Source organism: Thiohalophilus sp. (assembly GCF_046483665.1).
Taxonomy (GTDB): Bacteria; Pseudomonadota; Gammaproteobacteria; order UBA6429; family Thiohalophilaceae; genus Thiohalophilus.
Map to the genome: position 1 here is coordinate 24,108 of NZ_JAWOCR010000054.1, position 13,435 is coordinate 37,542.

Below are 13,435 nucleotides of genomic sequence, written 5' to 3' on the forward strand. Positions count from 1 at the left end.
GACATCATGTGCTCAGAGTTCTTAACAGGTTGGAAAAATCTTCATTAATACGTTGATCACCTTCTTTGAGTTCCTCGACCTTGCGGCAGGCATGCAATACCGTGGTATGGTCACGACCGCCGAATGCGTCGCCGATCTCGGGCAAGCTATGGCTGGTTAACTCCTTGCACAGGGCCATGGCGATCTGTCGCGGCCGGGTGATAGAACGATTACGTCGTTTGGAATGCAAATCAGCCACCCGGATCTTGAAATATTCAGCCACGGTTTTCTGAATGTTATCAATAGTAACCAGCTTATCCTGGATCGCGAGCAGATCCCGCAGAGCATCCTTGGCAAAATCCATGGTAATGGGACGCCCGGTAAACTGGGCATTGGCAATCACCCGGCGCAAAGCACCTTCGAGTTCGCGTACGTTGGAACGAATACGTTTGGCGATAAAAAAAGCCACTTCACTGGGCATTTCGATCCCGGATAATTGTGCCTTGCTCATTAAAATTGCGACCCGGGTTTCCAGTTCCGGTGCTTCGATAGCGACAGGCAGCCCCCAGCCGAAACGGGATTTGAGTCGTTCCTCCAGACCATCCACTTCCTTGGGGTAGCGATCGCACGTCATTATTACCTGCTGACCCCCTTCAAGCAGGGAATTAAAGGTGTGGAAAAACTCTTCCTGGGAGCGCTCCTTGCCGGCAAAAAACTGAATATCGTCGATCAACAACGCATCAACTGAGCGATAAAAGCGTTTAAAATTATTAATCGTGTTGTGCTGCAGCGCCTTGACCATCTCGGCTACGAAGCGTTCGGAATGCAAATAAATCACGTTGGCCTGCGGATTTTGCTGCAAAATCATATTACCGACCGCGTGCATCAGGTGGGTCTTGCCCAGACCCACGCCGCCGTAAATCAGCAGCGGATTATAGGCTTTGCCGGGATTTTCCCCGACCTGGATTGAGGCTGCTTTGCCCAGCTGATTGGATTTGCCCTCAACGAAATTATCAAAGGTAAAACTGGGATTCAGGCTGCTATTATTGCGTGGCGCGGGATAAGTATTCGATTTTAAATCGGGGCTCGACGCAGGCCTGGCCGGGGCCGGGGCCGGTTGTTCTGTTTCGGTTTTTATTGCCGGGGCAACGCTTTCTTCGAAGAGCGTCTGGCTCCCGACTTCAGCAACGATAGGAACTGATAAACCGGCAAGATCGTCGGCGATCGCAGCAATTTGCGACATGAAGTTGTTTTCTATACGATCTTTCACAAAGCTGTTGGGTGCCAGCAAGCGCAGAGTATGGGAATCATAAATCGCATGCAGCGGTCGTATCCAGGTATTGAATTGCTGCGGTGTCAGCTCGCCTTGCAGACGGTGCAGACACTGATCCCATAGTGAATCCGACACAGTTCGGTTCCCCTGAAGCAGAGTAAGTTTGGAATAATTGTGACCCATGAGAGGGACCCCAAGTCTATACGGATCGAAACGAGTTATCCACAGGAGGTGAACCCTTTTTATTTGCGGATTATCCGTGGGATATTGCTTTATGGCAGTTGACAGGTGCCCCCCTCTCACAGTATTGTTGCCGACCTTTTTCGGGGCAAGTCGGCCGGCCAAAATGGCTGATAAAATGATTCAATAAACAACGGTTTAGATCATGAAACGTACTTTCCAGCCCAGCAATATCAAACGCAAACGGACACATGGTTTTCGTGCTCGTATGAAAACCCGTGGTGGTCGCCAGGTCATCAACGCCCGTCGCGCCAAAGGCCGTCACCGCCTGGCAGTCTGATCCGGAGTCAACGGATGAGCACCGGGCAATTTGCTCGGCATCAGAAGCTTCTGACCTCATCCGAGTTCCGGAATGTTTTCGCCCATCCCCGGCGTTTCAATCATCCCCATTTGATGATACTGGCTCGATCCAATCAAAAACCGTATGCCCGTCTCGGTCTGGCAATTCCCAAACGTCATATCCGTCTGGCGGTTGATCGAAATCGCATCAAGCGCCAGATCCGCGAATCCTTTCGCACCCGACAGACGAAGCTGGTAGGATGGGATATTGTTGTGATGGCGCGCAGCGGTGCCGCGCGCCTGAGCAATCGGGAGTTGCGTGAGGTGCTGGAATCCCACTGGCAGAGGCTGGCAAAAGAATGCGCCGACTCCTGATACTATTGATTGGTGGCTATCGCTATCTGATCAGCCCCTTGATGGGCCATCATTGCCGTTTTTACCCCAGTTGTTCCGAGTACGCCCAGACGGCCATCGGCCGCTTCGGTGTGTTTCGCGGCAGCTGGCTGGCGGTCAAACGCATCAGTTGTTGCCATCCCTGGCATGAGGGCGGCATCGACCCGGTACCAGAGAAGAAGAAGTAACATGGAACAACAACGTCCACTCTTATTTATTGCCCTCGCTATTATCCTGTTCCTGTTGTGGGATGCCTGGCAACGGGACTTCGGCCCGCAATCTGAATCGCAGACGACGCAACAAACCGATCAATCTGCAGACCAACGTTCCGATCGCGCCGATGTACCGATGGGCGCCGATGAGAGCGAAACGACCGCCCAAAGCGACAGTCGCTCGGCGGATGTGCCATCGGGCGGTGATGATGGGGGTCGCTTGCTCGAGAGCGATTCGCGTATTGAGGTGGTGACGGATGTCTTTCGTGCCGAGATCGACACCGTGGGCGGGGATCTACGGCATGTCGAGCTGCTCGAATACCCGATCAGCAGTGATAAGCCGGATGAACCGGTCGTACTGATGAATGACAGACTGCCGAACCTGTTTGTCAGCCAGTCCGGCTTTACCGCCAAACGTCAGCGGGAGGGCGACGACAGTCTGATCGAAGCGCCAAACCATTACAGTCGTTACCAGGCTCAGGCCGATCGCTATCGGATGCGCGGGGGTCAGGATCAACTGAACGTGGATCTGATCTGGGAAAGTCCCGAGGGTGTTGAGTTTATCAAGACCTACAAGTTCACCCGCGGCGACTATCTCGTGGAAGTTGAACATACGATTAACAATAAGACCGATCGGCTGTGGCGCGGCAATCTCTATACCCAGTTACAGCGCACCCAGGTCTCTGAAATCGACACCCCCCGGTTCGTTTACACCTACATGGGCGGGGTTATCTACTCGCCAGAAGAAAAGTACGAGAAGATCGACTTTTCCGAGATGCAGGACGAGAATCTGGAGCGCGCCATCACCGGCGGCTGGGCAGCCATGATCCAGCACTATTTTCTCGGCGCCTGGATTCCGCCGGCCGAGAAAACCCAGACCTTTTACAGCCGTTATATCAAGAATAATACCCGTTATGTCCTGGGAATGAAGTCCGCCAATGAAATCCGCGTGGCCGGCGGGGAACAGCAGACCCTGAGCAACCGGTTATTCGTCGGACCCAAATTGCAGGATCGTCTGGATGAAGTCGCACCGGGACTGGAGTTGACGGTCGATTATGGCCTGCTGCATTTCATTTCCAAGCCCTTGTTCTGGATACTCGATTTCATTCATGATTTTGTCGGCAACTGGGGCTGGGCGATCGTAATTCTGACGATTCTTATCAAGCTGGTGTTCTACAAACTCTCCGAAACCAGTTACAAATCGATGGCCAACATGCGTCGCGTGCAGCCGCGTATGAAACAGCTGAAGGAGCGTTACTCCGACGACCGGCAAAAGATGAACCAGGCTTTGATGGATCTCTACAAAAAAGAGAAGATCAACCCGCTGGGCGGTTGTTTGCCGATTCTGGTCCAGATCCCGGTGTTTATCGCTTTGTACTGGGTATTGCTGGAAAGTGTCGAGATGCGTCAGGCGCCCTGGATTCTCTGGGTACAGAACATGTCCGCGCCGGATCCCTATTTTATATTGCCGCTGTTGATGGGCATCACCATGTTTATACAGCAGAAACTCAATCCAGCACCCCTGGATCCGATTCAGGCCAAGATCATGATGTTTCTGCCGTTTGTGTTCACCATTTTCTTCGCCTTTTTCCCGGCCGGGCTGGTGCTTTACTGGGTGGTCAATAACACCCTGTCGATCGCCCAGCAGTACTATATTACCCGTTATGTGGTGAAAGTATGAGGCTGTGAAACAGTGAGTTCACGCGATCGCCCCGATCCCGATTCGACTCACGACTTCACCAGCCGACACGGGCCCCCGAGCGATACCATCGCGGCCCTGGCCACGCCGCCGGGGCGCGGGGGCGTCGGTATTATTCGGGTTTCGGGTCCGATTGCCGCAACGATCGCCGAAACGGTGCTGGGTTACCTGCCCCGACCACGCTATGCCGAATACCTTCCGTTCTATGATGCCGCACAGCAGGCGATCGATACCGGCCTGGCGCTCTGGTTTCCGCAACCCCATTCGTTTACCGGTGAAGATGTGCTGGAATTGCACGGTCACGGTGGCCCGGTGGTGATGGATATGCTCCTGGCACGGGTCATCGAGCTGGGCGCGCGCCTGGCCCGTCCCGGTGAATTTTCCGAGCGAGCTTTTCTTAACGACAAGCTGGATCTGGCCCAGGCCGAGGCGGTCGCCGATTTGATCGAAGCGGGATCCGAGCAGGCGGTCCGCTCTGCGCAACGTTCCCTGCAGGGAATATTCTCCGACTGGATTCACAGCGTGGTGGAACAGCTGACCGAATTGCGCATCTACGTGGAGGCGGCTATCGATTTTCCCGAAGAGGAGATCGACTTTCTTTCCGATAAACGGGTGACCGATCAGCTCGACTGGTTGCAGCGCGAGCTGGATGAGGTGATCAAACAGGCCCATCAGGGCCAGCTGCTGCGCGAGGGCATGCGTATCGTGCTGGCCGGTCAGCCCAATACCGGTAAATCGAGTCTGCTCAATGCGCTGGCCGGGCGCGAATCGGCCATCGTCACCCATATTGCCGGGACCACCCGCGATGTATTGCGCGAGGAGATCAGTATCGACGGCCTGCCCCTGCACATTATCGATACTGCCGGGTTGCGCGAGGGCGGGGATGAGGTGGAGCGGATCGGGATGGAACGCACCTGGCAGGCCATAGAACAGGCCGACCGGGTGCTGCTGCTGATCGACGATCGCCAGGGTTTTGGTGACGGCGAGGCCGCCATCCTGCAACAACTGCCGGCCCATCTGCCGGTGACCCGCATCCACAACAAGATCGATCTCAGCGGGGCATCGCCTCGCGTGCAGGAAGACGCCCATGGCGCACAGGTCTATCTGTCGGCAGTGGCGGGACAGGGCATCGAGCAGTTGCGGGATCATCTCAAGGCCTGCGTCGGCTACACTTCTGCAGGAGAGGGGGTATTCATGGCCCGGCGTCGGCACGTGGATGCCCTGCAGCGTGCCGCACGGCGGATAGAAAACGGGGCCAATCAGCTCACCCTACGGGGTGCCGGAGAACTGTTAGCCGAGGATCTGCGCCAGGCTCAGCAGGATCTGGGCGAAATTACCGGTGAGGTAAGCAGCGACGATCTGCTGGGGAAAATCTTTTCCAGTTTTTGCATCGGCAAATAACAGCGGCAACGGAGGAGATCCGATCCATGACGATAAAACGTTATCTGACCCTGATGCTGGGTGCGATTATGCTGGTGGCCTGTACCACCAGTCCGACCGGCCGTTCCCAGCTGATGCTGATCTCGCCGAAAACGGCAATCGCTGAATCGGAAAAAGCGTATATCAATACGGTCGGGACGCTGAGCAAGAAGAACAGGCTGGTCCGCGATGCGGAAGTAAATCAACGGGTTGTGGAAATAACCGGTCGGCTGGTTGCGGTTGCCGAGAAACAATATCCCGATTCGGCAAACTGGAAATGGAGTGTCGCGGTCATCGACGATCCCGACACTATTAATGCCTGGGCCATGGCCGGTGGGCGTATGGCAGTCTATACCGGTCTGCTCCAGCAGCTCCAATTGACCGATGCCGAACTGGCCCAGATCATGGGCCATGAAATCGCCCATGCTCTGGCCCATCACACAGCCGAAAAGATGTCGGTGGCCATTGCGACCCAGCTGGGGGTCAGCGCAGTTGGTATCGTCACCGATGCGTCGGACTCGACTCTTACCGCGGGGGCCATTGCTGCGCAACTGGCGGTGCAGTTACCCCATAGCCGGACTGCTGAATCGGAAGCCGATCGCATCGGGATCGAGCTCGCGGCCCGGGCCGGATACGATCCGCAGGCCGCCGTGACACTCTGGCACAAGATGGAAAAAGTCAGCGGCAACGGACCACCGCAATTTTTAAGCACGCACCCGTCACCCGGTGACCGTCAGAAAACGCTTCGCCAGCTGGTCCCGCAAATGCGCCAGCTGCAGCGGGCAAGCCCGGGGCCCGTGGCGCCTGTCGAACTGGCCCGGTGAATCCAATCTGGAATGCAGAAGGGGCTGTTCAGAGATGCAGGTCAGGTTCGCATCGCGCTACCTGACATTCTCTGTATCTCCTTTATACGGAAAAGGCGCATCCTCTCGCAGAGACGCCACGACGCATAGAATCTGATATTGTGCATTCTCAGCGGGCTCTGCGTCTTCGCGAGAGTATGGTTTAGTTGGGTGGATAGCGTTCGAGGATCGCCTCGACCAGATCATTAACCAGGCGGGTCAGAGTTTCGGGCGTACTGCCGGAAGTCAGCCGGCGGCTGTCAGAACCGCGCCATAACAACTTGTCGGCAGAGTCGTGAAAATCGATGGTGAGAATAATCCGATCATAGGATTCTACATCGGAAGCGGGAAAACCATAGCCGAAGCCGATACCCACATTACGGCTGAAGGTGCCGATGCCGATCGAGACACCGGAAGCATCGCTTTCGATTTCCTGTTTGATATCAATACGGTAACTGACACGCATATCCGGTTTCGTTGAGGCTTGCAAACCTTTTCGTATCAGAGTCTCGCGCAGGGCAGTGACCACCCGTTGTTGCATCAGTCTGCTGTCGATACGCGGATCGTCACTGATCTTGACCGGTTCGGTTTGAAGTTCAAAACTGTGAAGGGTCGCAAAATCCGTGTTTTGATCATAGTCGACATTGACAGTTGTACTGCAGGCCACCAGCTGAAGGGATACAAGTAGCAGGATAAATCCACGTAATACTGACATCATCTAGACTCCCTGACTGCGTTTGCTCCTCAGCCATCGAATTAATGGTTCCCATTGTTCGAGATCCCACCATACCTGCGAGGGTGCCATTTCGAAAATACCAACGCCCCGTTCCTCGGCCCGAATATAATTCTGGGTATCACGCAGGGTGGTAATAAACGGGATTTTCAAACTTTTCAAAAACGCCTGTAGTGACTGATAGATCAGGGTGTTTTCCCGCACCCGGTTGGCCACCACGGCGACACGAGTCTCATTACGGGAGACCTTGCCGGTGGTGAGAAGTTCCTTCATGAAATCAGCTGCGGCGCGAATATCAATTGGGGAAGGCAGCACCGGTACAATGATGGTTTCGACCCGGCGGACAAGGCGGGTCAGCTCCGCGCCCTGTACCCGGGCCGGGGCATCCATAATGACCACGTCTGTCGTTTTGGGTGCGCGAACCGGGTTGCGGGTTGCATCGATGCCATGAATCAGCGGACACGTATCGGGTCGGACCCCGAGCCAGGCCAGGCTGGAGCCTTGCGGATCAAAGTCGGCCAGGGCGACCTGTTGTTCCTGCTCACAAGCGTAATAACTGGCCAGATTGGTCGCGATCGTGCTTTTACCACAACCGCCCTTGGCATTGAGTAACATGATATTGCGCATCAGGTACGACCTCCTTCTCTATCTAAGGGACGAGGTACGAGGGACGAGTAACGAGGTAAGGCGTGTTGTATCGGTACCAGTCCTATCAGTCTAGTCAAAACCGGCCTTTTGTGCGAAGCAAAAGCAACAATCAGGCAGTTCCATATGTTAGCCAGCTAGACACACGGGCTAGAAAAAAATAAATCTTCGTGACTTGGTGTCTTGGTGGTTATGTTTTTTCGCCATTATCGAAAATGCCCAGTTCATCCCAGATGTCATCGATGCGTTGCTTGACGCTGTCATCCATGCTGATAGGATGACCCCATTCACGCTGCGTTTCGCCCGGCCATTTGTTCGTGGCATCGAAGCCGATCTTGCTGCCCAGGCCGGAGACCGGCGAGGCAAAATCGAGATAATCGATCGGGGTATTGTCGATCAGGGTGGTATCACGAATCGGATCCATGCGGGTTGTCATGGCCCAGATCACATCCTGCCAATCGCGTACGTTGACATCCTCGTCGGTGACAATCACAAACTTGGTATACATGAACTGACGCAGGAACGACCAGACACCGAGCATCACACGTTTGGCATGGCCGGGATACTGCTTTTTCATGCTGACCACGGCCATGCGATAGGAGCAGCCTTCCGGCGGCAGATAAAAATCGACAATCTCGGGAAACTGTTTTTGCAGCAGCGGCACAAAGACTTCATTTAACGCGACACCCAGCACAGCCGGTTCATCGGGCGGGCGGCCGGTATAGGTGCTGTGATAGATCGGATCGGGTCGATGGGTGATGCGCTCGACGGTGAAGACAGGGAATTGCTCCACCTCGTTATAATAACCGGTGTGATCGCCAAACGGGCCTTCCTCCGCCATCTCGCCCGGATGAATGACACCCTCAAGCACAAATTCGGCCGAGGCCGGGACCTGCAAGTCGGAACCGAGACATTCTGTTACTTCGGTTTTATCGCCGCGTAACAGTCCGGCAAAGCCGTATTCTGAAAGCGTATCGGGCACCGGTGTCACGGCACCGAGGATGGTCGCGGGATCGGCGCCCAGGGCCACGGCTACCGGGAAGGGTTCGCCAGGGTTCGTCTGTTGCCAGTCGCGATAGTCGAGCGCGCCTCCGCGATGCGCCAGCCAGCGCATGATCACCTTGTTACGACTGATTACCTGCTGGCGATAAATTCCCAGATTCTGTCGCTCCTTGTTGGGGCCGCGGGTGATCACCAGGGCCCAGGTGATCAGCGGGCCGGCATCCCCCGGCCAGCAGGTCTGAATGGGCAGACAGGAAAGATCCACCTCATCCCCTTCAATCACCTGTTTCTGGCAGGGAGCGCCCTTGACCTGTTTGGGCGCCATGTTCAGGACCTGTTTGAAAATCGGGAGTTTACTCCAGGCATCCTTCATGCCTTTGGGCGGATCAGGCTCTTTTAAAAAGGCGAGTAACTTGCCCACTTCGCGCAGGGCTTCGACCGATTCTTCACCCATTCCCAGCGCCACCCGCTGTGGTGTGCCGAACAGGTTGGCCAGCACAGGGATATCCGAACCTTTGGGATTTTCGAACAGCAGTGCCGGCCCGCCAGCGCGCAGCGTGCGATCGCAGATCTCGGTCATCTCCAGGTGGGGATCGACCTCGTTGGGAATTCGTTTCAGTTCGCCCCGCTCTTCCAGACGGGCGATAAAATCACGTAAATCGCGGTATTTCATAGACGTTGCCTGCTGACCTTCGCTGCATCATAACGACAGCCGGATAACATGTCATCCAGATAGTGGTTTGAATATTACTCTCGCAAAGACGCGGAGGCGCAGAGCAAGAATTAATTTGTTTCAAACTTTGCGTACTTTGCGCCTTGGCGAGAGTTATTTATCAAGATTGAAAAAGGTTCAAAGTTGAACCGTTGCCACTACCGGTGCGTGGTCGGAGGGGCGTTCGAGTTGGCGTGGGGCGGTGTCGATGGCCGATCCGGTGACGCTGTCGGCCAGGTTATCGCTGATCAGGATGTGATCGATGCGCAGGCCGAGGTTGCGGCGAAAGGCTGCGGCGCGGTAGTCCCACCAGCTGTAGCTGCCCTCGGGCTGATCGAACAGACGAAACGAGTCTTTGAAGCCCAGCGCCAGCAGCTGGCGAAATTTATCCCGCTCCGGTTCGCTGACCAGTACCGAACCCTGCCAGGCCTGGGGGTCATGCACATCACGGTTTTCGGGGGCAATGTTGAAATCACCAACTACGATGACATTGGTGTATAGCTGGCGTTGTGTCTCCAGCCAGGCCAGCAGGGCATCCAGCCAGTCGAGTTTGTAGCGATACTTGTCCGAGCCCACTTCGGATCCGTTGGGCACATACAGATTAATAAAGCGGACGTTATCGCAGGTGGCGGCGACCACGCGCCGCTGCGGATCCTCAAAATCGGGAATATCGAGCGCGATCGCTTCGGGAGTCAGGGGCTGGCGGGCCAAGAGCGCCACGCCATTATAGGTTTTCTGGCCATTGGCAATTACGTTGTAGCCGGCGGTGGCCAGTTGTTCCAGAGGAAACTGTTCATTTTGCAGCTTGGTTTCCTGCAGGCCAACCAGGTCCGGCTGGTGCGCGGCGAGCCAGTCAAGCACCTGCGGTAATCTGACACGCAGGGAGTTCACATTCCAGCTGGCCAGTTTCAGCATATCCGGGATCGGTTATATTGTTTGTCAGACGCGAAAACCGCCGTGGCGTCGGCGCAGTCGATAATCCATCCAGCCAATCCCGGCAACGATGCCGATGATCAGCACCGTCAGCAGGGTCCCCCAGTACCAGCCCGGCAGGTCGGGGCGCCATTTTTCCAGTTCTTCGGCGCTGGGAAGTTGCTCGCGGCCGAGAAATTCCTGGGCCAGATCGATACGCGCCTGGAGGGACTCATTGCGTTTTTTCTGTTGTTCCAGCTGGGTCCGGTATTGTTCAACCCCCGGAGGATCGGGGGTGGATTGTTCAGATTGTTCCCGGAGGGTTTCGATTTCGGCCTGGAGTTGTTTGATCTGGCGTTCTTTTTCGGCCAGTTGCTGCAGGTTTTCCTCGTTAAGTGCCTCACTGTCGCCGCCGATATCGATCTGTTTTTTCAGTTCGCGGATAGTGGTTCGGGCATTGGATAATTCGTCCCTGCGAATTTGCAGATCCCGTTGGAGCTTGCTCAGGCGTTCGGTTTTTTGTTTGATATCGCTGGTCAACTCATCATGTTTTTTGGCCAGAAGATCGTATTCCACGGTAGCCGGCTGACGATCGACCAGATAGGCAGCATGGATCCAGCCCTGCTTACCGTCCTTCAGTCGAACCTGTTTAAAATCTTCCTGCGTCTGCAATACCTCCAAACGGTCGCCACTGGAGAGCATCGTGGTGATCGGGCTGTTAACGTCGGGTTGCTGATGGAGGCCGATCTCGATGCGATCGGTCACATATTCGGTGGCTGCCTGGCTCAAGGGGGAACCAACGAGTAACAGGACAAGCCAGGTAAACCGGAGGTATGTTTTCATTCTGTATATATCCAGCTATTTAATTGTTTGGGCCTCCCGGCAACGCAGCAAAGAAGGATGCCGGGAGGCCAGACAGTCTGTTTGGTTACAGAGCCATTGTCATCATTCCGGTTTGTTCATACAGCAGCGCGAGCCTGTCATTCATGCCGCAATGCCGGTATGACGCAACAAGGCATCGATTTTGGGTTCCCTGCCACGGAAGTCGACGAACAGCTGCATCGGTTCCCGGGTGCCGCCCTGCTCCAGTACCGATGTCAAAAACCGCTGACCGGTGGCGCGATCAAAAATGCCCTGTTCCTCAAACAGGGAGAAGGCATCAGCGGACAACACTTCCGCCCACAGGTAACTGTAATAGCCGGCCGCGTAACCGCCAGCGAAGATATGCGCAAAACCGTGCTGGAATCGATTATACGGCGCGGGTTTGACCACTGTCACTTCTTCCCGCACCTCATCCAGCATCTCCTGTATCCGGCTGCCCTGCCGCGGTTCATATTCCAGGTGCAGGCGAAAATCGAACATCGAGAACTCCAGCTGGCGCACCATGAACATGCCGGCCTGGAAATTTTTCGCAGCATACATCTTCTGATAGAGATCCTCGGGTAAGGGTTCACCGGTTTGATAATGGCCGGTGATCACGTCCAGTGCCTCCCGTTCCCAGCACCAGTTTTCCATGAACTGGCTGGGCAGTTCGACCGCATCCCAGGCCACACCGTTGATACCCGATACCCCGATGTGATCGACCCGGGTCAGCATATGATGCAGACCGTGACCGAACTCATGGAACAGGGTGATCACCTCGTCATGAGTGAACAGGGCCGGCTGGTCACCGACCGGGGGAGTCAGGTTACAGGTCAGGTAAGCGACCGGCGTTTGCAGCTCGCCGCTGATGTGGCGCAGCCGTCCGCGGCAGTCGTCCATCCAGGCGCCGCCGCGTTTTTTCGATCGCGCATAGAGATCCAGATAGAACTGACCGCGCAGCTGCCCCTGTGCATCGCGAATTTCGTAAAAATGGATATCCGGATGCCAGGTATCGACCCCGTCGATCTCCTTGATCTGGATACCGTAGAGCCGTCTGACCACCTCGAACATGCCGGGGATGACGCGGCTCTCCGGAAAATAGGGTTTGAGATCTTCCTGCGAGATGGCGTATTTATGCTGGCGTAGCTTCTCAGAGTAATAGGCAATATCCCACGGCTTCAGCTGTTCCAGACCGTGCTGCTGGCAGGCAAAGTCGCTCAGTTCGGCGAGATCCTGCTCGGCCACCGGTTTGGACCGGCGGGCCAGATCATGCAAAAAGGAGAGCACCTGGTCCGGCGATTCGGCCATCTTGGTGGCCAGCGAACGTTCGGCATAATTGGCGTAACCGAGCAGTTGGGACAGCTCGTGGCGCAGCGCGAGGATCTCCTCCATCACTTCGGAGTTATCCCATTGTCCCGCGTTGGGCCCCTGGTCCGAAGCGCGGGTGATATAGGCCTCATGCAGTTCAGCGCGCAGATCCCGATCATCGGCATGGGTCATCACGGCATAATAAGAGGGAAAATCGAGGGTAAAGACCCAGCCTTCCTGCGCTTTTTCCTCCGCGGCCTGGCGGGCCATGGCACGGGCCGATTCGGGCAGGCCGGCCAGCCGGGATTCATCAAGGATCTGCTTGTACCAGGCCTGGGTGGCATCCAGCAGGTTTTCCTCGAATCGGGTGGTCAGGTTGGAGAGCCGTTGCTGGATTTCCTTGTAACGCTGTTTTTTCTCCGTGGGCAGATCCACGCCGGAAAGATGAAAGTCGCGCAGCGCGTTGTCGATGATCTTTTTCTGTGACGGGCCCAGTTGTGCATATTCCGGCGAGTCGGCAACGGCTTTGTAAGCGGCATACAGCTGTTCGTTCTGGCCCAGTTCGGTGGCATAGTCACTGAGTTTGGGCAGACAGGCGTTGTACGCTTCGCGCAGGGCGTCGCTGTTGACCACCGAGTTCATGTGACTGACCGGCGACCAGATCCGATCCAGCCGATCGTCCATTTCTTCCAGGGGCTGGATCAGATTCTCCCAGCTGTAGTGATCGTTGTCGGCCAGCAGCTTTTGCAGTTGCTCACGGTTATGTTGCAATAACGTGTCGATTGCCGGCTCGACATGTTCGGGGTGAATACGACTGAACGGCGGCAGGCCGGTCAATTCAAGCAAAGGATTGGACATCAATACGGTACCTGATACTGTGTAAGTGAATTTGGGCGCTCCTTGCGCGGACTAATTTAGCATGAACC

Annotated in this window: 13 protein-coding genes; 6 read left to right on the plus strand and 7 right to left on the minus strand. The window is 55.6% G+C overall.

All coding sequences use genetic code 11. The annotated features are described in order from the left end of the window. Nucleotides 1-4: 4 nt before the first annotated feature. Complete coding sequence (dnaA, locus tag R6U90_RS11450) at nt 5-1,435, minus strand: chromosomal replication initiator protein DnaA (RefSeq protein ID WP_410352826.1); 1,431 nt, start codon at nt 1,433-1,435, stop codon at nt 5-7. Nucleotides 1,436-1,637: 202 nt separating this feature from the next. On the opposite strand from dnaA, the gene rpmH reads away from it, so the two are divergent. From rpmH to R6U90_RS11480, 6 genes are all read left to right on the plus strand, one after another. Beyond that, nucleotides 1,638-1,772 carry a 50S ribosomal protein L34 gene (rpmH, locus tag R6U90_RS11455; RefSeq protein ID WP_410352827.1) on the plus strand — a complete coding sequence of 45 codons (135 nt, stop codon included), beginning with the start codon at nt 1,638-1,640 and terminating at the stop codon, nt 1,770-1,772. Between the two features lie 14 nt (nt 1,773-1,786). Beyond that, the gene (gene rnpA, locus R6U90_RS11460; protein WP_410352828.1) at nt 1,787-2,146 is read left to right on the plus strand and encodes a ribonuclease P protein component; all 360 of its coding nucleotides are present in this window, start codon (nt 1,787-1,789) and stop codon (nt 2,144-2,146) included. Then, nucleotides 2,131-2,352: a membrane protein insertion efficiency factor YidD gene (yidD, locus tag R6U90_RS11465; RefSeq protein ID WP_310692377.1), complete on the plus strand. Its 222-nt coding sequence runs from the start codon at nt 2,131-2,133 to the stop codon at nt 2,350-2,352. Before rnpA ends, yidD begins: the two co-directional genes overlap by 16 nt. Nucleotide 2,353: 1 nt before the next feature. Then, nucleotides 2,354-4,057: a membrane protein insertase YidC gene (yidC, locus tag R6U90_RS11470; protein WP_410352829.1), complete on the plus strand. Its 1,704-nt coding sequence runs from the start codon at nt 2,354-2,356 to the stop codon at nt 4,055-4,057. 87 nt (nt 4,058-4,144) lie between these two features. Continuing rightward, a complete protein-coding gene (gene mnmE / locus R6U90_RS11475; protein ID WP_410352864.1) occupies nt 4,145-5,476 on the plus strand; it encodes a tRNA uridine-5-carboxymethylaminomethyl(34) synthesis GTPase MnmE in 1,332 nt (443 codons plus the stop codon). A 26-nt stretch (nt 5,477-5,502) separates the two neighbouring features. Then, nucleotides 5,503-6,318 carry a M48 family metallopeptidase gene (locus R6U90_RS11480; RefSeq protein ID WP_410352830.1) on the plus strand — a complete coding sequence of 272 codons (816 nt, stop codon included), beginning with the start codon at nt 5,503-5,505 and terminating at the stop codon, nt 6,316-6,318. A 181-nt stretch (nt 6,319-6,499) separates the two neighbouring features. Here the strand turns inward: R6U90_RS11480 and R6U90_RS11485 are convergent, their stop codons facing one another. The 6 genes from R6U90_RS11485 to prlC form a co-directional block, all read right to left on the minus strand. Beyond that, the gene (locus R6U90_RS11485; protein ID WP_410352831.1) at nt 6,500-7,054 is read right to left on the minus strand and encodes a DUF4136 domain-containing protein; all 555 of its coding nucleotides are present in this window, start codon (nt 7,052-7,054) and stop codon (nt 6,500-6,502) included. Beyond that, nucleotides 7,055-7,696: an AAA family ATPase gene (locus tag R6U90_RS11490; RefSeq protein WP_410352832.1), complete on the minus strand. Its 642-nt coding sequence runs from the start codon at nt 7,694-7,696 to the stop codon at nt 7,055-7,057. A gap of 208 nt (nt 7,697-7,904) precedes the next feature. After that, nucleotides 7,905-9,389 carry a 4-hydroxy-3-polyprenylbenzoate decarboxylase gene (gene ubiD, locus R6U90_RS11495; protein ID WP_410352833.1) on the minus strand — a complete coding sequence of 495 codons (1,485 nt, stop codon included), beginning with the start codon at nt 9,387-9,389 and terminating at the stop codon, nt 7,905-7,907. 177 nt (nt 9,390-9,566) lie between these two features. Then, nucleotides 9,567-10,340: an exodeoxyribonuclease III gene (gene xth / locus R6U90_RS11500; protein WP_410352865.1), complete on the minus strand. Its 774-nt coding sequence runs from the start codon at nt 10,338-10,340 to the stop codon at nt 9,567-9,569. A gap of 27 nt (nt 10,341-10,367) precedes the next feature. Continuing rightward, nucleotides 10,368-11,183, minus strand: coding sequence for a TIGR04211 family SH3 domain-containing protein (locus R6U90_RS11505; RefSeq protein ID WP_410352834.1), 816 nt, complete (start codon nt 11,181-11,183; stop codon nt 10,368-10,370). A gap of 141 nt (nt 11,184-11,324) precedes the next feature. After that, nucleotides 11,325-13,367, minus strand: a complete 2,043-nt coding sequence (gene prlC, locus R6U90_RS11510; protein ID WP_410352835.1) for an oligopeptidase A — start codon at nt 13,365-13,367, stop codon at nt 11,325-11,327. Between the last annotated feature and the right edge of the window lie 68 nt (nt 13,368-13,435).